Raw genomic sequence first — 19,640 nt, 5'->3', positions numbered from 1 at the left:
GAGGCCAAGCCGATCGTTGTGGTGCGCCCATTTTACGATTTCAGCAGGCGTAAAGCATTCGCGATAACCAACAGGGAGGCGCCCATATCCGCAGCGATGGCGGCCCAGAGTGAGGCGAAGCCGACAAACGTTAGGACGACGAAGACTGCCTTCACGGCTAATGAGAAGGCGATGTTCTGGCGAATAACTCGCAAGGTTCGGCGAGAGTGGTGAATCAGCCATGGCAACTTTGTCAGATCGTCAGACATCAGGGCGATGTCGGCAGTTTCAATAGCTGCGTCACTTCCTACGGCTCCCATCGCAAGGCCTAGGGAAGCACGTGCGAGCGCTGGAGCATCGTTGACGCCGTCGCCGATCATGGCCACAAACTGGTATTGTTGCACCAGTCTCTCGACCGCGGCTACTTTGTCTTCTGGCAGCAAATCGGCCTGAACTTCGTCGATTCCTGCTTCCTTGGCGACCGCCTTCGCCGTTCCCGCATTGTCACCGGTGAGCATGACGATGTGTTTGATGCCGGCGTCGTGAAGCTGCTGGACTACTTGTCGACTTTCAGCCCGAATTGCATCGGCAAGTGATATAAAGCCACAGACATGCTCATCGTTGCCTACAACCACCACACTTCGACCGGCGCCCTGCATGGCTTGCAGTTGCTCGTGAACCTCGGGACTTTCCTGGCCGCGCTGCTCCACAAATCGATGAGAGCCCAACCAGTATCGCTTTCCGTCAATCGTGCCGGATGCGCCTTTTCCTTGGATGGTCTCAAAGTCTTGAGCAGCATCAAAGCTCATCCCCCGCCGTCTGGTCTCTTCCACAATCGCACGGGCCAACGGGTGGTTACTGTTAAGTTCCAAAGCACCAGCTCGCATCAACAGCTCGTCCTCATTATGGCCATGCATTGGCACCACATCGATGACGGCCGGTTTTCCAAGCGTCAGAGTACCAGTCTTATCCATCGCGATGGCGTTAAGCTGTGCCGGCAATTCGATGAAGACGCCTCCCTTAATAAGAACTCCGTGGCGGGCGGCTGCGGCGAGAGCAGCAACCACGCTTACCGGAGTTGAAATCACCAGGGCGCATGGGCAGGCAATGACGAGCAGCACAAGCGCTCGGTACAGCCAATCGCCCCACTGACCGCCTAGCATCAGTGGAGGAAGGAGCAACACCAGCAGCGCAATGCCCATGACAACGGGCGTATAAACTGCGGCAAACTTTTCGACCCATTGCTCGGAAGGTGCACGCTTTGACCCCGCATCTCCGACCATCTTAATGATACGGGCCAGTGTCGTGTCTTCGGCACCCTTAGTCGTTTCGATTTCAAGTAGTCCGTCCCCGTTGATTGTGCCGGCAAAGGCTTCGTCCCCCACCTCCTTTTCAACGGGGACACTCTCGCCGGTAATCGGTGCTTGATCGACAGCGCTCGCACCCTTGGTCACAATTCCGTCCAGCGGAATCTTTTCGCCTGGCCGCACGATCACCGATGCGCCAACGGATACCTCAGACGGTGGAACATCGGTGACATTTCCCAATTGATCGCGAAGGTGAGCGATCGGAGGGGAGAGGTCCATCAGTGCAGCGATAGCTCGTCTGGCACGCCCGACGCTCCACGACTCAAGCAGCAGCGATAGCGAGAAGAGAAAGGCTACGGTGGCTCCCTCGAACCATTCGTCGATAAGCACTGCGCCCGCCACTGCAACCGACATCAGCAAGTTCATGTCCGGTCGAAGTGAAACGAGAGCCCGCCATGCTTTTGGCAGCACCATGCACAGTCCGGCGGCAATTCCGAAGCTATACAGCGCAATTGCAAGGACGGGAACATCCACATCTTGCTCCGTGGCATACAGCTGCACAATCATTCCCGCCAAGCCGAACAGTCCGCTTGCTGCAGTAAGAAGTGTCCTCTGGTGCCGGTCCCAGAAAGAAACGCCGCTTTGCGCTGTGGTCTGATCGCCCCAGCGTTCAGCCCGGAGGCCTGTTCTCTCGACCGCCGCGAGGATGTCGCCTTCTGTAGCCTCGTGTGGCAAGACTGTGAGTGTTAGCTTGCCCTCAAGCAGATCGAATCTGAGACGCTCTTCTGTCTTGACCAATGGCAGCAATTCGCGTTTGAGCAAGCGAACTTCCTCAGCACAATCCATTCCATGGATGCGGAGTTGTATTTCCTGTGGATTATTCATTCTCTAGCCATTCCTCTAAAACAGACGCATGTGAATGATTTTCCATGACGCAGTCGAGGCTCAAGCGACTCGCGTCTGATTCAAGTGCCCGTGCCGCTGAAGATGCCAGGAATCCAACGGACGATCAGTGACCCGGGTCAGTCGGAGGGGGAGAATGCCACTTGGACTTTTCGTGATTGGGATGGCAAATGCCATGGTGACGCTCATGGGGCTCTGGGCGTGATCGATGACAGCTGTCACAGCCTCGCAATAGCGACTACTCCGGACGTTCGACGTCAGAAACTCGGTCTGGAGCAAACTTGTTCTACAATGCTAGCGGAATATCGGTAACTCAGGCAGACTTTGCCTCCGACACCCCATTCGTGTAAACTACAGTGGCAACCTCTACCGATTCTACCAAAAGTGCTCACAAGATAGTTTATTAGAGACGCGATGTTTGGCCGTTCTCACAACTTGAAGCGGATGGTTGCCTCCGGGGCGATCCTGCTTTCGTTGTCGACGCTGGCTCAGGCGTGTGGGTTCTACTGCTATCTGGGTGCCTGCGGCGCATCCATCGAGACCACTCTTAGCGAATGTACCTGCTGTCATCAGGGAGGAAGTTTCGCCGAAGAGCCCTGTGCACCTGAGCAAAGTAGCGAAGAGCACGACGCGTGCCCCTGTTCGGAAGAGTGTTGGTGCCACGAAGCACCTCAGCCGTACGATCAGGCGAAATCGAATGGCGAACCATTAAAGCTCGCTTACTTCACGCTGATTGCGATTGTCGATCCGTACTTCTCCGACGTTGTTGCGTGTCGAGCTGACCAGTTGAATTTGCGGGTGCCGCCGGATGCAGGGGATCACTCTGCTGTCGAACGTTGCTCCAAGCTTTGCCGCTTCTTGATTTGACGACCGCGCACCCGATTGATGCGATTGGGTGCTTTCTCTGCGGTTCGCGATGCTGCATTTAAACCAGAATGCATGCTCTCAGAGTTCCACTTCGTAGATTGCCGCGCCTTTTCCATGCGCGCTTTCGCCGAATGACTAATTTTCATGTTCAAACAAGGAAGTCCTATGCAGGCTCAAAACCGTCTTGCTTTGTCCATCGCTCTGTTCTCGATGGCTATTAGCGCGCCAACACCTAAGGTTCACGGGCAGACTTCGTCGCTACCCGATGGTCGGCTTCAGGTGGTTGCTGAGAAGATGTGTTGCGCGGGGTGTGCACGCAAGGTTTCGTCGCAGATCTACACCGTCCGCGGGGTGAGAAGCGTGTCGGTGGATCTCGCCACTCACACCGTGTCCATTGAGCACGGCCAATTGTCGGCCCCTGTCCTAGGACAGATTTGGAACGCCGTTCAGGTCGCAGACGGAGGCCCCGTGACCATGACGACGGGCGAGGCGACCTATCGTCTTACCGTACCGGAAGATCCCAAGGCGATTGAGGCGCACCGGCGCATGGGAAAGAGTCAGCAAATCTCGTTCGTGGAGTTAAAGGATCCGCAACAAGCACAACTCGTTGCGTCGAAGCTTCAAGAAATCACCGGGGTAGCCAAAGTAAGCGTGGACATGCCTTCGCAAACCATCACGGTCGATGTTGCCGACAAGCCCATCTCGCCTTGGTCGATGTTGCAGGTAATCCGTGCAGCCGGCGCGACTCCAGCCGCCTTCCTCGGTAACTACGGAACCCTAGCTATCGAGCCGACGGCGCCCGCGGTCTCGAATGTCTCTCAACCTAAACAACCCTTACGTTAAGGAGCGATCGAAATGAAATCGTTATCACTATTTGGATTAGTATTCGTACTGGGCTTGGTGCAGGTAGGCTGTGGCACCTCTCCGGGATCGCAGTCCCCCGGTGCCAGCATCGACGGCAGCCATTTCCTTCTTTCGGAGGAACCCGAAGGCGCCGTCTCCGTCATCGCGGCCCGGGAAAGCGCCGAAGACGGAACGCCGATCGTACTAATGGGCCGGGTGGGTGGCACGGCGAATCCTTGGATCGAAGGGCGTGCAGCGTTCATGTTGATCGATCCATCGGTAAGCGTGGTCGCCAATGGAACCGACTCTACCGAAGGCGAGATTTGCCTGGACGACTGTTGCGCCGATGAACGAGCGGGATGCACCTCTCTGGTAAAGGTCGTGGATACCGATGGAAACATTGTTCCCGTGGATGCACGTCAGTTGCTCGGCCTGAAGGAGTCGGACTTGGTAGTCGTTCAAGGAACGGCCAAGAAAGACAAGAGCGGCAACTTCAGCATGCTGGCCACCAAAGTTTTTGTGCGGAATTAGTGACTGCCAACACGTGAAGGTTCTCGAATGCTTGGTCAACGTTTACTCCCCTGGGACTACGGCGTGCGGAACTTGTTCCGCCGGCCGACGCGGAGTGCGCTCACTTTCGGGGGCCTTTCGATCGTGGTGCTGCTAGTCCTCGTGGTGGTGGGATTCATCCGTGGTCTGGAGAAGTCCCTCTCCGCCACGGGTAATCCCAACGTAGCGCTGGTTTATGCTCTCTCGTCAGCAGCCGACATCGAGAATTCCTCGATCGCCGCCCAGACTCCGGGACTTGTGTCAGCAAGTGTCGAAGGTATCCGCGAGCGAAACGGCGTCGCGTACGTCTCTCCCGAGCTTTACCTGGGCACACGCATGCAAACGGCGCAATCAGAAACGCCAGGCATGGGGTTGGTGCGAGGCGTGACAACAGCCGCTCCATTGGTACGTGACCGCGTGCAACTAGTTGAAGGCAATTGGCCTGCGGCCGGCGAAGTGATGGTGGGACGTCTTGCGTATTCGAAGCTTGGCGTACCTGAAGAAGATACGGCAGTTGGCCAAATGATCGAATTTGATGGTAGGCAATGGAGCATTAGCGGCCGATTCGCCGCGGCCGGTTCTGCTTTTGAATCGGAGGTGTGGGCCCCGCTAGCTGATCTACAGACAGCGCTGAAGCGACAGGATCTAAGTCTTGTTGCCGTCTCGATGGAGTCCCCCGCACAAATTGCGGATGTCGATCTTTTTTGCCGTGAGCGAGTGGACCTGGAACTGAAAGCTGTGGGCGAAGCCGATTACTACGCGTCGCTCCAAAAGCACTACCGTCCGGTGCGGCTACTGGGATGGATCGTCGTAGGGCTGGTCGCCGGATCGGGAGTATTTGCTGGCCTTAACACGATGTATGGGGCAGTAGTTGGTCGGATACGAGAGCTGGCGACGCTACAGGCGATGGGGTTCCGTCGGCGGGCGATTCTCCTCACGCTGATTCAGGAAGCGACCATCCTGGCATGTGGGGGTGCGCTCGTTGCATGCCTATTGGGCCTACTGTTAGTCGATGGGCTGGCGGTCCGCTTCACAATGGGGGCATTTATGCTGCGAGTTGATAGTGTCGGCATCGCGATCGCTTGCGGCGTAGCGGTCTTACTAGGGGTAGTCGGGGCCTTACCGCCAGCGGCAAAGGCCATGCGACTTCCTGTGGTTGAGGCCATTAAGGCAATTTAGCGAGGGATTCAACTAATGTCTCAAACGGCCTCCAATATTGATCTGAGCCAATTGGCCGTCGATCGTACCCGACCTGCGCCGCCGACGATGAGGCGCCGCACGCCCTGGCTGACTCGCTACGCGTTGCCGGCGATTATCCTGGGCGGTTTCGTCGCGCTATTCGGTTGGTCGACCCGCGATAGCTTTCTTTCCGCTCAGCCGGTCACGATTGTGCCCGTTACCATCAGCCGCGCTGAAATCAAGCAAGCTGGCACTCCATTGTTCCAGGCGGCGGGATGGATCGAGCCTCGGCCAACCGCCGTTGTGGCGTCGTCGCTGGCTCCGGGAGTGATCAAGGACTTGCTCGTGGTGGAGGGCGACAGAGTGGAACTGGGCCAACCGGTTGCCATGTTGATCGATACCGACGCCAAGCTCGTATTGGCGGAGGCGAAGTCACTTCATGCAATACAGCTGGGCGAACTAGAACGCGCGAAAGCCACTCTAATGGCAGCTCGGATCAATCTTGAGCAGCCAGTGAAGCTGCGAGCCGAGTTGGGGGACGCTGAAGCTATGCTGGCCGAAACGCAGCGAGAGCTTAACAACCTGCCCTACGCCATCGAGGCAGCCCGAACCAAGTTGCAACTGATGCAGGAAAATACACGCCGTAAAGAGAAGGCCGGCGATGCAATTATGGGAAGACTACTTCGCGAAGCTCGTGGCGAACAGGCACTCGCCGAAGGCTCGCTCAACGAACTCATCGCCCGTGAGCCGACCTTGCGTAGCCAACTGGACTCGCTCACTCGAAAGAAAGAGGCGATCGCTGCTCAATTGAATCTGCTGACCGAAGAGAAACGCGCGCTTGCCGACGCCGAGGCGAACCTAAAGGTGCTTGAAGCGCGTGTTCAGCAAACTCAGCTCGCGGTCCAGACCGCTGAACTCCAGCTCGACCGGATGATCGTACGATCGCCCATCGCTGGGTGTGTCCTGTCGCTGGAAGCTCGTCCCGGGCAGTGGCTGTCGGGGATGGGTAATTCGTCATCGCAGGGATCGAGCGCGGTAGTCTCACTATACGATCCCCATAGCTTGCAGGTTCGAGTGGACGTGCGATTGGAGGATGTTCCTCAGGTCATTATCGGTCAACCGGCGCAGATCGAGTCGGCAGCACTGCCTAAAGCCATCGCGGGGAAGGTGATTTCGGTGACGACGCAGGCGGACATCCAGAAGAATACCCTGCAGGTAAAGGTAGCGATCATCGAACCACCCACAGTGATCAAGCCCGAGATGCTGGCCAAGGTAACGTTTGTCGCGCCGCCGACGCCGGAACAAGAGGGGGTGGAGCAAACACCTCCGGTTCGCACCTTTGTTCCGCAGTCGTTGCTCGCGCAGGGAGAAGCGGGGCACTCTGTGTGGGTCGTCGACTTAGCCCAAGGCACCGCGAGCCGACGCTCGGTTACCGTCGGGCAGGCGATGACGGAGGGCAACATGGTAGAGATCGTCAGCGGTTTGTCTCCCACCGACAAGCTGATCGTTGGTGGCCGGGAATCTCTCAGTGAAGGTGCTCGCGTACGGGTATCTAGCGAAGCCCCTTCGAACTCCGGAGTATGAAGCTACTTTGAGCGAATACAGCCGAAACCATCATCGCCAGCCGCAAATTAACTAGCTCTTCAGGATGAAACCATGCCCTTAGTAACCGTCTCGAACGTCACCAAGGAATACACCAGCGGGGAGGAGACCATACGACCTCTCGACGGCGTGAGTCTTTCCATCGAGGAGGGAGACTACGCGTCGCTGATGGGTGCCAGCGGTTCAGGGAAGAGCACCCTGTTGAATCTGATCGCTGGCATCGATCGGGTAACCTCTGGCGAGATATTCGTCGCCGGCACGGACATCACGAAACTGTCACGCGGCAAGCTTGCCGATTGGCGGGCTGCCAACATCGGCTACGTGTTCCAAACTCATAATTTGATACCGGTGCTCACCGCCTACGAGAACGTGGAGCTTCCGCTACTTCTTCTTCCCTTGTCGGCTGCCGAACGGCGCAAGCGGGTCGAGATTGCGCTGGAGGCCGTCGACCTCACTTCCCGCGCCTCGCACTATCCTCGCCAGATGTCGGGTGGTCAGGAGCAGCGGGTGGGCATAGCGCGGGCGATTGTGTCCAACCCAACCGTCATTGTCGCTGACGAACCTACCGGTAGTCTCGACGATGAAACAACCGAGCAAATCCTGCAACTACTAACCCGCGTCAACTCCGAACTAGGGATGACGCTGTTGATGGTGACGCACGACGCGGACGCCGGTGCCAGGGCCAAGAGACAAATTCGCCTCGAACGGGGCCGCCTGGTTGAGAATGGAAAAGTCACCAGCACCGCCAACTTGAGGACCGCCTAACTGTGTTAAAGTTCTTACCCTACGTCCTGAAAGGCCTGTGGCGTCACCGTGCTCGCACCGTACTGACCGTCAGCGGGACGGCGATTGCGCTGTTGGTTTTCTGTTTCATCGGCTCGGTTCAACAGGGGCTGCTGTCACTTACGGCGAACGCTGAAGCTGATCGGACGCTGATCGTGTTTCAAGAGAACCGCTTTTGTCCACAGAGCAGCAGGCTGCCACAGGATTACGAGCGAACCATCGCTGAGCTGTCAGGCGTTCGTGAAGTGGTTCCAGTCAAAGTATTCACGAATAATTGCCGTGCCAGCTTGGATGCCATTGTGTTTCAAGGCATGCCCTCCGATAAGTTGAAGTCGGCTCGGAATCTGACCCTTACCAGTGGAAACTGGAATGCTTTCGACGACCAGGACGACGCTGCGTTCGTGGGACGAGACGTGGCCGCACGCCGCGGACTAGCAAGCGGCGACAAGTTTACGATCGGCGACGTGTCGGTGGTGATCCGTGGTGTTTTCGAGTCCCCGGTTGCCGCCGAGAATAGCCTAATTTACACCCACCTGGATTTCCTTCAGCGTGCGCGGGGGCAGGATGACGTGGGCACCGTCACTCAATTGGAAGTCCATCTCACCGACGCGGCCAACCCTGATACCGTTGCTAAGCATATCGACGAAAGCTTTCGCGCGGGGCCAGTGGCAACCACTACCCGGACGAAGGGAATGTTCCAAGCCGACACCTTAGGGGATCTGGCCGAGCTGATCGGGTTTGTTCATTGGCTTGGGTACGCGTGCGTGGGACTCGTGCTCTCTCTGGTTGCTACGACGACGGTAATGTCGGTGCAGGATCGCATCAAAGAGCACGCCGTACTTCAGACTTTGGGCCTGCGCCCCATGCGAGTGTTTCGCTTGGTGCTCATCGAGAGCCTGGTACTGAGCTGTTTAGGGGGACTACTTGGCGTAGCCGCTAGCAACGGAGTTCTTGCCTTCACCGGCATGTCGGTGGCGGCAGAAGGGGTGACGATCGCTTTCGAACCTTCGGCGAGCCTTGCGCTACAAGGAATTCTTGTCGCCATCATCGTTGGAATTGTTGCAGGCCTGGCACCCGGCTGGCAGGCAGCAAGAACCGAGATTGTCTCTGCCTTACGGCACGCATAACCCTTCGAAGGAGGTCATGGATGACCAAGCTCGCCTATATCGCCGCTATCGTCGGTGGCTTCGCCATTACCGGATGCGCGAATAACCCGCACGCGGGTAACCCATCCCGTGGATCGATGGTGCCACAAGTGGCTTCGCCCATCTTGGAAACCTCGTACAACGAGGACGCTACATCCGGCGACGGATTGGTTCACCCTCAAGCATTGCGTGCAGAAGTCGAGGTCATCAGCTCACCGTTGGCGACGCCGCAGGGCCCATTGACGATCGAGGCACTTGAGGCGACGGCACTAGCGAACAATCCAGCGATCAGCGAGGCGGCAGCCCAGGTGCGGGCTCTTCAAGGCAAGTGGCTGCAAGTCGGCCTCCCCCCGAATCCGACGGGTGGCTACACGGCTAGCGAGATTGGGGATAGTAATACTGCGGGCCAACAAGGTGGGTACATGGGCCAAACTTTCGTAACAGCCCACAAGCTTGAGCGGAATCGGGCAGTGGTAGCGGCGGAAGTATCCCGAGCCGAACAAGAGCTGGCCGCCACGGAAAGGCGCGTCCGAACAGACGTTCGTGGCGCGTTCTATCTGGCGATTGTCGCGCAGCGTCGCGTTGAACTCGCCGAGCGGCTGTTGGAGATTGCCACCGATGGGGTAAAAGCGTCGCAAGCGTTGGTCGATGCCGAGGAGTTGTCGGCGGTGGGTCTACTACAAACCGAAGTCCGCCAGCAGAACTCCCGCGTGCAACTACAAACCGCTCACAATGCTCGCGAGCAGGCATGGCGAAAGTTGTCCGCGGTGACGGGAGGGCCCGAACTGGATATCCAACCACTAGAGGGAGATGTCACTACCTTGCCAGCTCTTCTCGACTGGCAGTCGGAACTCGCAAGGTTACAGGCCGATAGCCCCGAGGTCGCGGCGGCCGTCGCCGAGGTGCAGCGCGCCCGTCGTTCGCTGGACCGCGCCAGTGTGCAGGCCGTTCCCAATGTGTCGACCCAGGCGAGCGTCCAGTATGACAATTCTACGGACTTCACCATCGCGGGTGTGCAAGTCGGGATGCCGCTACCAATTTGGAACCGCAATCAAGGTGGCATTCAGCAATCGCGTGCTCAGATCACCGCTGCTGAGCGGGATGTCGAACGGGTGCAACGCAATCTAACGAATCGCCTTGCCGTTGCGTTTCGACAGTACGCGGACGCTCACGTAACCGCCAGTAAATACGCCGAAGACATATTGCCACGGTCCCAGCAAACCCTCGACTTGGTGGGCCAAGCCTTCGAGCATGGCGAGGTGGGGTATCTCGACCTGTTGGCAGCTCAGCAAACCTATTCGCAGACCAATCTCGACTACCTCAACGCACTTGAGCAGGCGTGGCAGAGCTACGTTTTGATTGATGGATTGCTATTGGACGGAAGTTTGGACAACGGGGCGACACAATGATGTGACGTTTGGCGGTATCTGACAGACCCTTAGAGCACGAGGCCTTTCGTATCGCTCGCCATTTGGAGAACAGGGGTCCATGGACGCCTAAGATTGGTGAGGCGAATTCCCCAAGCAAAGCGACTCGTGGGACCACGCCGCCTCAGCCGGAAGACTGCATCGATCGGACACTTCGCGGGAGAGCTCGGAGGAGGGGGTTGGAACTCCGACACGCGGTTTACGAGACTGCGTGCCGGTATTAACAAGGACTTATCGGGTAACAGCTTAGGACAACTCGCTTTAGGCTGTTGTACTCATTGTTGTATGCAGACAGAAGTTAATCACGATCTGAGGACTCTTGTCGCGGCTTGGCCGCTATTGACTTCAACTCAACGCAAGGCGCTCACTACCAATGGCTTAGCAATGTTACCCTCCCTCTCCTAGTGGGTCACTTTCTCAAGCAGCGGTTTCGATCCAGCCATTCTGCTCTGCATAGTTGAAGCGAGGGCTTCAACTCTGCCGCTCTGTCAGTACATATCGCGTAAAGACCTTAATTGGCAGCGATTTGCGACAATTGGCACTTCGGGAATCGAACCAACCGACGCGTTTCCCCCAAACGTTGATACCAAAAGAGCTACGACCTCTAAGATTGCAGTGTGTGCACTGTGTCTGCACGATGGTGCCTCCGCATGTCGTTTGTTGGCAGCGGATGAGGCAATGCTGGAGACAATCGTAAAGTTGCGGCCAAGGCTGCCGCCCGCTATTCGCCAAGCCGTTCATGCCTTGTGTACTGAGATGGCAAATTCGAGAAGCGACTAGGTATCCAATGGCCGAACCCAGCTTTCCTGAGGTCAGAGCAACTCTCTGCAGCTGCACCATGCCGGAATGATTCGATCTCGACACTAGGTCCACGACCTCACGGCAACGTAACTTGGCGCTAAGTCAACTTCGTTGTCTCCGTACGCCCCGTTGTTGCCAGGGCCTCGACTTATAGCCGGAGCGATCGCAAACGCAGCGCATTGGCGATGACCGACACCGAGCTAAAACTCATCGCCGCGGCGGCTATCATCGGATTGAGCAGTAGTCCTAACCACGGGTAGAGTATGCCAGCGGCAATCGGTACTCCCAAGACGTTGTAGACAAAGGCAAAGAATAGGTTCTGGCGAATATTCCGCATCGCGGCCTCACTCAGCCGCCGGGCGCGGACGATCCCGCGAAGGTCTCCTTTCACCAATGTCACCCCGGCACTTTCAATAGCGACATCGGTGCCAGTGCCCATCGCAATGCCAACCTCGGCTGCCGCGAGTGCCGGGGCATCGTTGACTCCGTCGCCGGCCATAGCTACGACACGGCCCTCAGCTTGAAGCCGCTTCACCACGGCAACTTTCTGTTCGGGAAGCACCTCTGCCTCGACTCGGTCGATGCCCAGTTCCCGCGCGACGGCATGAGCCGTCGTGCTGCTATCGCCAGTGACCATCACGATCTCGATCCCCTCCTCACGCAAAGCGCGAAGCGCCTCTGAAGTCGTCTCCTTGATGGGATCGGCAACTCCGATCAATCCGGCGAACGCACCATCGATGGCAACAAACATTACGGTTTGCCCTTTACTTCGGAGCGACTCCGCATCACGCACGACGTCGGCCGGCAGTGAATTGCCTTCTTCGACCAAGCTGCGATTGCCAACCGCGACATTTCGCCCCTTCACTTGGCCATGAACACCTTTACCAGTTACGGATTGGAATCCTTGCGCGTCCACTAAGCCGACGCCGCGCGCTTCAGCTCCGCGGACGATTGCTGCCGCTAGGGGATGCTCGCTACCTTTTTCCAGACTGGCTGCGAACTGAAGTAGGGCGGCCTCATTCCAGTTTGTAGTGGGACTTACGGCAACGAGCGTCGGTTCTCCCTCCGTGAGGGTGCCCGTCTTGTCCACAATCAGCGTACTCACTCGCTCCAGACGTTCCAACGATTCCGCATTCTTGACAAGCACACCAGCATTAGCGCCACGGCCGACGGCAACCATCACGGACATCGGAGTTGCCAACCCCAAGGCACAAGGGCAGGCAATGATCAGGACAGCCACCGAATTGATGAGCGCATACGCAAAGCGAGGCTCCGGCCCCCATATAGACCAAGCGATGAAGGTCAGCACGGCGATAGCAAGAACAGCCGGTACAAAGTACCCGGATACTTGGTCCGCTAGTCGCTGAATAGGGGCGCGGCTTCGCTGGGCTTGCGCTACCATCTGCACGATTTGGGCTAGCATCGTTTCGCTCCCCACCCGCTCCGCGCGTAGGATGAATCCACCGGTAGTGTTAACCGTGCCACCAATGACGGCGTCGTCCACGGATTTGCTCACAGGAAGTGGTTCGCCCGTGATCATCGATTCATCGACATGGCTGGTCCCTTCGACCACTACACCATCGACGGGAATCTTGTCACCAGGACGAACACGCAATCGATCCCCAACGTGCACGTGGGTAAGCGGTATTTCCTCGTCTTGGCCGTCTGGCCGAATTCGCCGCGCGGTCTTCGGCGCTAAACCCAGCAGGGCTCGAATAGCCGCTCCTGTTTGGTTGCGTGCTCGTAGCTCCAGCACTTGGCCCAGTAGCACGAGGGCAACGATTACGGCAGCCGCCTCGAAATACAGTCCGACTTCCCCATGGGTTCGGAAAGACTCGGGAAAGATGTGTGGAAAGAACGTCGCGACGGTGCTGTATAAGTAAGCGGTGCCGGTGCCAATGCCAACCAAAGTGAACATATTGGGCGCTCGGTTCAGGAACGACTGCCACATGCGCACAAAAAAGGGCCACCCGCACCATAGGACTACCGGCGTCGCGAGCACGAACTCCGTAAACGACAACGCTGCCTGCGACACCCACGTATGGAGCCCGTCCGCAAAAAACATTCGCACCATGGCTAGCGTTGCCAGGGGCACCGTGAGCAGCACGCTAATCCAGAATCGCCGCGTCATGTCGGCCAGTTCCGGATTACTTGCCTCCGCGGTCACTGTCCGTGGTTCCAGGGCCATGCCGCATTTCGGGCAACTGCCTGGACGATCGCTCACGACCTCTGGATGCATCGGGCAGGTGTACTCCACCTGTTCGCTGGTCGCCGGCGATTCTCTTTCGAGCGCCATACCGCACTTCGGGCAGCTCCCCGGTCCCCGCTGCCGAACTTCCGGATCCATGGGACAAATATAAATGGCCTCTTGGCTGTCAGGCGGCGAGATAGCGTGAAGCTTTTCGCCTCCCGAGGAATCATCCTCGCCCGCAGTCTGCATTGCCTCTCGGCCACCTCCAAGGTATTGCTCCGGGCTTGCGCGAAACCGAGTCGCACAGCCTTTGCTGCAGAAATGGTAAGTTTTGCCTGCGTGGACGACATGGTCGGCAGCGCGGCCTTCCTCGACGGCCATGCCGCATACAGGATCGATGGCGGATCTCATGGATTCTCTCCTTGGGTAAGTGATTCTCGCCAAGGACTACGAACGGCCGGGCCAAAGGTTACACCCAATTAGCAAGAATTGCAGGTGCAGTCGTAGCATCCATGGTGGGTGCAAGTTCGGCAGGTTTGCTCGAGCCGCTTCCTGAGAGCCAACCGCGCCCGGTGGAGACGGACCGAGGCGTTATTGGGAGAGATGCCCAACGATTGGGCGGCCTCCCCAACCGATTCGCTCCCCAAGTCGACCTGTTCCAGGATGGTCCGATACTCGGCCTTTAAGGTCGGTAGCAAGCTGCGAAAGCACTCACAAATTGTTCGCTCAAGCTCGGGGTCGTCGCTGGAGCCGGCCTGCTCGCGTCGGGCGGCCAGCGCCCGCTCCTCAACGCCTCGCCGGCGGTGATGGTCGATGATTGCGTTTCGGAGCACTCGATAAAACCAAGCGACGACGGTTTCGTGATCCAGCTTCTCCATCTGCTGTACGGCCTTCATCAGGGCCGACTGCAAGATTTCTTCCGCTAGCTCCAGCGTTTCGACTCGGCGACTTAGGAACGACAAGAACGTACGATGGTTCTGCAACAGTATCTGCAACGTCGCTGCATTCGGATGTTCTTCGGCCGTATCCATCGTATCGTTGTTCGCCTGTTGTCAAATCGATCGCTGAAAAACAAGAACACGGTCGGGCTGCTGTGTTCATTCTGACGGGATACTGATGGCCCTGCCATCCCCATGCCCAACGACGCTGCTCCATCTAGAAGCTTATTGGCAAGTCACCTCGTCTAAGTGGAGAATCGACGCGACACCATCGGTGAAGATTTTGGTCGGAACACGCGGAGTGAGGCCCATCTTCGGAGATACTCAGACTGAAAGGAGTTTTTGTCCGCCAATGATTGAGAGTGAGAGTTAGTACCAGGATTAGCAGACACGTCCCCCTGAGGGAGGTAGTCGATGGAGGATGGTCGAATCCACTATATCTAAATAGATGGGGATAGAACAAAGACGAGGCCGCTGCGCGCCCAAGCCGCTCGAATTGCGTCCACGCCGTGTCGATGTATCTCGACCGCTCTCGCGTCTGTACATTGCTTGAAGGACCCTGCGGGTAACGATGAGGAACAAATTAGCGGGAATGCACCGCCAAGCAGGCCTTCGATGTGCGTTTTGGTATATCACATGCTGCACTTCTTTCCTGACTTCGAATGCAGTACTTCGAGGTCATGTTTCACGTAACAAATGGAAAGGAGAGTATCATGTCGCATCAGGAATTTCGGTCGTGTATCGAGGCGTGTGTCCAATGCGCTCAGGAGTGCGAGCACTGTGCCAATGCTTGCTTGAGCGAAAAAGACGTCGCCAAGATGGCCGAGTGCATTCGGTTGGACATCGATTGCGCTGCGATCTGCTGGTCCGCAGCAGCATCCATGAGCCGCGATTCGCAGTTCATGAACGACATCTGTCGAACTTGCGCAGAGATTTGTGAAGCGTGTGGCGCGGAATGCCGCAAGCATAAAGCCGATCATTGCCAACAATGTGCCGACGCCTGTGACCGCTGCGCCGAAGAGTGCCGGCAGATGGCAGGAGCGGCGAGTCGCTAAGTTGGTCGTTGTGCACTCCCACTGAGGCTCAGGCCACGGCGTGGATACGCCGTGGCCTTTTCTTTATCCGCAAATCGGCGGCGCCGACTTCGCTAGCATCAGAGGGTTTCTTGGTGCAAAGACCACGGTACCGACTAGGCATCTGGCAATTTCGCCTCGTACTTCGCAAAGTTGCTTTTAATCTCGTCCTCACAGCCCTGGCAGCATAAGAACACTTCACGGCCCTCCACAGTGACCTTGATGGGTGTACCCATGCTGCCTAAGAGCTCATCCGTGACGGGGCAGGTCTGTTGCTTCTCGGCGAGCGCCCGGTCTTCCGGTGATAAAGTCGCAAGTGCTGCTTCGATTTTTGCGTCGTCTTCACTACTTTCTGCCGTTTCAGCGGCAGCTGGTTGAGATGGAGGCGTAGTCGTCGTCTTCGGCTCGAGTTGCTCTTGCGCGGAGCACCCCAGGAAGGCCGCGGTTACAATGAGGGTAATTATCCACCCACTGAAGTTTAGAGAACTGGACATCGCGATACTCCTTGTGAAATTCAGAAACATCTTGGAAACATCAGCGTTCAGACCTGGCTTACGACCCATTCGCCCGTTAGTGCTACCCCAGATTAGCATCGGCTTCCCATCGAGGATCTTCCCATCGCATGCGCAGCTTGAACTCCATGTATCCGCAGTACAACACGGGGACGACGAATAACGATACGAGTTCAACGAACATCCCGAAAAAAACCGGCAGGGCCATCGCTCGGGCGACATCGGCGCCGCGGCCAGTGGCGATCATTAGCGGGAGCAGCGCCGCAAAGGTCGTAAACGCTGTCATCAGGCAGGGCCGAATGCGTCGGCGGCCTGCTTGAACGGTCAGTTCACGCAAGTCCTCGACCGATAAAATGGGATGACGAGCGAATAGCTGCTCCATGTAAGTCGCAATAACCACGCCATCGTCCACGGCGATTCCGATCAGTGCAATGATACCAATCCAGATGGCCGTGTTCATCTCCACCTGAAATATTCCCAGGCCGATCATACCGCCGAATATGGCAATCGGAATCTGTGAGAAGATGATTAGCGAGAGGGGCAGATTTCGAAAGTTCAGGTAAATGACGAGCAAAACCAGAAGGATCACGATCGGGATAAGCACCATCAATCGTCGATTGGCTTCGATTTGATTCTGGAACGAACCAACGGGTAGAAGGCCATAGCCGGTCGGTAAGTTTAACGCCCCGCTAGCTTGGTCCGCGCGGAGTTGAGTATTGACCGCGTCAACCGTTTCTAAGTCGCCGGTCATTCCCGAGGGGGCGAAGGCGACGTGGGCGACCAAACGGGCGTCTTCACTGCTGATCATGCCGGGCCCCCAGGTCGTTGTCATCTCGGCCAGCGTCTCTAAGGGAACCACTTCTCCTGCCGGAGTTACAACGGGTAGTCGAGGCAGGTCGTCGATTCGCTCGCGCAGATCACGTTGGTAGCGAACGCGGATTGGATACCGTTCTCGTCCCTCGACCGTCAGAGTAAGGTTCATGCCTCCGAGGGCCGACTCAATGATCTGGTTGACAGCCATCGTGGACATGCCAAAGCGGGCCGCGGTTTCGCGGTTTACCTCGAACTCGACGTAGGGAACGCCAAGCACAATGTCCGGGTTGACCGTCGCAGCGTTGACTTGCGGAATTTCTCGCAACCGCGCCGCTACATCACGAGCGGCCGAAGCCAAGCCGTCAAGCGTGTCGCCATAGATACGGATCGCCATGGGAGCCTTAATGCCGCTTTGCAGCATGACCACGCGTCCCTCGATGGGCTGCAGCGGAGAGGCGGGCGTAATGCCAGGAAGCGTCGCAAGCTGATTGATTTCCTCCCAGATCGACTCGATGGTCACGCCTTCACGCCACTCCGTCTCCGGCTTGAGCATCACGTAGGTTTCGATCATTTCCTTGGGCGCAGGATCGAGGGCCGACTCGGCCCTACCCAGCTTACCCAGCACGTTCTCCACTTCGGGGATTTGGGCGATCAGTGCATCTTGGGTCTGGAGCACCTCCATCCCCTGGGAAAAACTTCCCGCAGGATAGAGTGTTGGCATGTAAAACCATGTCCCCTCGTCGAGGGCGATCCAGTCATCGGTGCGGAGGCCCGGAAACCGGTGTTTCAGGTCGACGTAGCCCGGTACATCATTCGGCTCCGTACCAAGCACCCGAGCGAACTGTTCAGCTGGGTAGAGAATCGTCGGCAGACCGAACCAAGCCCCGGCCCCAAGGAAGATGATGAGCCCCGGGAGGATCATGAAAGAGAATTTGTGAGCCAGCAAGAAGCGAAGAACCGGCTCGTAGATCCACAGGATGAGGAGGCTGGTAGGATTTTCTTCAATCGGACGTAGCCTCTCGCGGGTCATTACCAGCGTGAGAAGACCTACCAGCAGGCCGGCTCCGGTGGCCGCGGCCCAGAAGGGAATGGCCATCGCTTGTTTAAGCCACGGCTCCCAAAACACTGCTGTTGCTATTACGCCAGCCAGCCCCGCGACGACTGCGACGATCGCGCCCCGCCATAGCGGCCAGCGAGCGCTGTGCAGGAGTAATCGGCATAGTGCAGGGACCAAGAGCACGGCCACCAATAGCGCTGCAAACATCGCAAACGTCTTCGTCCATGCTAATGGGGAGAAGAGCTTCATGTCGCGGCCCGTCAAAAAGAACACGGGCAGGAAGCTGAGGATCGTCGTCGAGACGCCAGTCATCACTGCGGGCGCCACCTCGTACGCGGCGTCAATAATCACGTCAACTCTACTACGCCGATCCTGCTCACCCTTACCTCGGCTCGCCTCCCAATCCGTCAAGTGCTGATAAACATTCTCCGATATAATGATGCCCAAGTCGGCCACTTCGCCGATGGCGATGGCGATGCCAGCAAGCGACATGATGTTGGCGTCGATGCTAAAGATCCGCATGCCGATGAAGGTCATTAGCACGGCCATGGGCAGCGTAATGGCGACGATCAAGCTGGCGCGGACGTGAAGAAGGAAAATGACGATTACCACCGCCGTGATGATCAGTTCCTCTCGCAGCGATTCGCTCAACGTCGCCACCGTCTCGTCGATGAGCCCCGTGCGGTCGTACACGGGGACCACTTTGACTCCTTCAAGTCCTGGTTCAATCTGCTCTATTTTTTCGAGAACGCGCTCGATGACTGCCCGCGGGTTCTCTCCAAACCGCATCACCACGATGCCCCCCACGGCCTCCGTACCATTGAGATCAATGGCTCCGCTGCGATAATCGGGCCCCACCTGTACTTGACTGAGGTCGCGTATGCGAACCGGTATGCCGCCGCGAGACAGTACCACTGTCTCCTCGATGTCCGACAGAGACTCTTCAATGTCTTTGCCTTGGCCAATGAAACCGCGACCCCGGATGAGGTACTCCATACCGCCAGATTCGACCGTTTTCGCACCGACGTCGATGTTCGATTCTTTGACGGCGGCAATCAAGGACTCTAGCGGTACGTCATGGAACCGAAGCGAGTCGGGATCGACTTCAATTTGGTACTGACGCACGTAGCCGCCGACGCTGGCGACTTCACTGACGCCAGGAACTGACTGAAGTTCATACCGAATGACGTAATCCTGTAAGGTGCGCAATTCCGCGAGATTCATCCCACGTGGCCCTTGCAGCACGTAGTAGAAGACTTGGCCTAGCGCCGTGGCATCGGGGCCCAGTGTCGGCGTGACTCCTTCCGGCAGTGAACCAATAGCAGTTCCCAGTCGCTCAAGCACACGTGTGCGAGCCCAATAGAAGTCCGTGCCATCGTCAAATGTGATCTGAACAAAGCTGTAGCCAAACATGCTCTTACCCCGCACGCTCTCGGCATGAGGCACTGTGAGCAAAGCTACGGATAAGGGATAAGTGATCTGGTCTTCAACATCCTTTGGTGAGCGACCTGGCCACTCCGTAAAGACAATGACTTGGTTCTCCCCAACATTGGGAATGGCATCTATGGGAACGATGGTGGCACAGTAGCCGCCAATCGCCGCCAGGGCGACGAAGCCGAGCACCGCCAGCAGCGGCTGACGCACACAAAAGGCAATAGCAGCTCGCAACAT

Annotated in this window: 14 protein-coding genes; 9 read left to right on the top strand and 5 right to left on the bottom strand. The window is 57.4% G+C overall.

Annotated elements, in window-relative coordinates:
• Positions 1-32: 32 nt before the first annotated feature.
• Entirely contained in the window at positions 33-2,171 is a 2,139-nt protein-coding gene (locus SH292x_RS23055) for a heavy metal translocating P-type ATPase (RefSeq protein ID WP_442483378.1), read from the bottom strand.
• Between the two features lie 432 nt (positions 2,172-2,603).
• On the opposite strand from SH292x_RS23055, the gene SH292x_RS23050 reads away from it, so the two are divergent.
• The 8 genes from SH292x_RS23050 (at position 2,604) to SH292x_RS23015 (ending at position 10,566) form a co-directional block, all read left to right on the top strand.
• Positions 2,604-3,056, top strand: coding sequence for a hypothetical protein (locus SH292x_RS23050; RefSeq protein ID WP_442483377.1), 453 nt, complete (start codon positions 2,604-2,606; stop codon positions 3,054-3,056).
• Between the two features lie 165 nt (positions 3,057-3,221).
• A complete protein-coding gene (locus SH292x_RS23045) occupies positions 3,222-3,899 on the top strand; it encodes a cation transporter (protein ID WP_442483376.1) in 678 nt (225 codons plus the stop codon).
• 12 nt (positions 3,900-3,911) lie between these two features.
• Positions 3,912-4,430, top strand: coding sequence for a hypothetical protein (locus SH292x_RS23040; protein WP_442483375.1), 519 nt, complete (start codon positions 3,912-3,914; stop codon positions 4,428-4,430).
• Positions 4,431-4,457: 27 nt separating this feature from the next.
• Positions 4,458-5,627: an ABC transporter permease gene (locus SH292x_RS23035; RefSeq protein WP_442483374.1), complete on the top strand. Its 1,170-nt coding sequence runs from the start codon at positions 4,458-4,460 to the stop codon at positions 5,625-5,627.
• A 15-nt stretch (positions 5,628-5,642) separates the two neighbouring features.
• Positions 5,643-7,211: an efflux RND transporter periplasmic adaptor subunit gene (locus SH292x_RS23030; RefSeq protein ID WP_442483373.1), complete on the top strand. Its 1,569-nt coding sequence runs from the start codon at positions 5,643-5,645 to the stop codon at positions 7,209-7,211.
• Positions 7,212-7,283: 72 nt separating this feature from the next.
• The gene (locus SH292x_RS23025) at positions 7,284-7,994 is read left to right on the top strand and encodes an ABC transporter ATP-binding protein (RefSeq protein WP_442483372.1); all 711 of its coding nucleotides are present in this window, start codon (positions 7,284-7,286) and stop codon (positions 7,992-7,994) included.
• A 2-nt stretch (positions 7,995-7,996) separates the two neighbouring features.
• A complete protein-coding gene (locus SH292x_RS23020) occupies positions 7,997-9,139 on the top strand; it encodes an ABC transporter permease (RefSeq protein WP_442483371.1) in 1,143 nt (380 codons plus the stop codon).
• Positions 9,140-9,159: 20 nt separating this feature from the next.
• Complete coding sequence (locus SH292x_RS23015) at positions 9,160-10,566, top strand: TolC family protein (RefSeq protein WP_442483370.1); 1,407 nt, start codon at positions 9,160-9,162, stop codon at positions 10,564-10,566.
• 967 nt (positions 10,567-11,533) lie between these two features.
• Here SH292x_RS23015 and SH292x_RS23010 read toward each other — a convergent pair.
• Positions 11,534-13,987, bottom strand: coding sequence for a heavy metal translocating P-type ATPase (locus SH292x_RS23010; protein WP_442483369.1), 2,454 nt, complete (start codon positions 13,985-13,987; stop codon positions 11,534-11,536).
• Between the two features lie 68 nt (positions 13,988-14,055).
• On the bottom strand, positions 14,056-14,607 hold the full coding sequence (locus SH292x_RS23005) for an RNA polymerase sigma factor (RefSeq protein WP_442483368.1): 552 nt from the start codon (positions 14,605-14,607) through the stop codon (positions 14,056-14,058).
• A 569-nt stretch (positions 14,608-15,176) separates the two neighbouring features.
• On the opposite strand from SH292x_RS23005, the gene SH292x_RS23000 reads away from it, so the two are divergent.
• Positions 15,177-15,569 carry a four-helix bundle copper-binding protein gene (locus SH292x_RS23000; protein WP_442483367.1) on the top strand — a complete coding sequence of 131 codons (393 nt, stop codon included), beginning with the start codon at positions 15,177-15,179 and terminating at the stop codon, positions 15,567-15,569.
• 134 nt (positions 15,570-15,703) lie between these two features.
• Here the strand turns inward: SH292x_RS23000 and SH292x_RS22995 are convergent, their stop codons facing one another.
• Both SH292x_RS22995 and SH292x_RS22990 read right to left on the bottom strand, forming a co-directional pair.
• Entirely contained in the window at positions 15,704-16,081 is a 378-nt protein-coding gene (locus SH292x_RS22995) for a hypothetical protein (protein ID WP_442483366.1), read from the bottom strand.
• 82 nt (positions 16,082-16,163) lie between these two features.
• Entirely contained in the window at positions 16,164-19,640 is a 3,477-nt protein-coding gene (locus SH292x_RS22990; protein WP_442483365.1) for an efflux RND transporter permease subunit, read from the bottom strand.

The sequence above is a fragment of the Aeoliella fuhlenseeensis genome, from assembly GCF_052161615.1.
GTDB lineage: Bacteria > Planctomycetota > Planctomycetia > Pirellulales > Lacipirellulaceae > Aeoliella.
This window is presented reverse-complemented; position numbering and strand designations above follow the sequence as displayed.

Coding starts and splice junctions, on each gene's coding strand:
- SH292x_RS23055 (WP_442483378.1), bottom strand. CDS start 2,171: ATGAATAATCCACAGGAAATACAACTCCGCATCCATGGAATGGATTGT.
- SH292x_RS23050 (WP_442483377.1), top strand. CDS start 2,604: ATGTTTGGCCGTTCTCACAACTTGAAGCGGATGGTTGCCTCCGGGGCG.
- SH292x_RS23045 (WP_442483376.1), top strand. CDS start 3,222: ATGCAGGCTCAAAACCGTCTTGCTTTGTCCATCGCTCTGTTCTCGATG.
- SH292x_RS23040 (WP_442483375.1), top strand. CDS start 3,912: ATGAAATCGTTATCACTATTTGGATTAGTATTCGTACTGGGCTTGGTG.
- SH292x_RS23035 (WP_442483374.1), top strand. CDS start 4,458: ATGCTTGGTCAACGTTTACTCCCCTGGGACTACGGCGTGCGGAACTTG.
- SH292x_RS23030 (WP_442483373.1), top strand. CDS start 5,643: ATGTCTCAAACGGCCTCCAATATTGATCTGAGCCAATTGGCCGTCGAT.
- SH292x_RS23025 (WP_442483372.1), top strand. CDS start 7,284: ATGCCCTTAGTAACCGTCTCGAACGTCACCAAGGAATACACCAGCGGG.
- SH292x_RS23015 (WP_442483370.1), top strand. CDS start 9,160: ATGACCAAGCTCGCCTATATCGCCGCTATCGTCGGTGGCTTCGCCATT.
- SH292x_RS23010 (WP_442483369.1), bottom strand. CDS start 13,987: ATGAGATCCGCCATCGATCCTGTATGCGGCATGGCCGTCGAGGAAGGC.
- SH292x_RS23005 (WP_442483368.1), bottom strand. CDS start 14,607: ATGGATACGGCCGAAGAACATCCGAATGCAGCGACGTTGCAGATACTG.
- SH292x_RS23000 (WP_442483367.1), top strand. CDS start 15,177: ATGCAGTACTTCGAGGTCATGTTTCACGTAACAAATGGAAAGGAGAGT.
- SH292x_RS22995 (WP_442483366.1), bottom strand. CDS start 16,081: ATGTCCAGTTCTCTAAACTTCAGTGGGTGGATAATTACCCTCATTGTA.
- SH292x_RS22990 (WP_442483365.1), bottom strand. CDS start 19,640: ATGTTGCGAGCTGCTATTGCCTTTTGTGTGCGTCAGCCGCTGCTGGCG.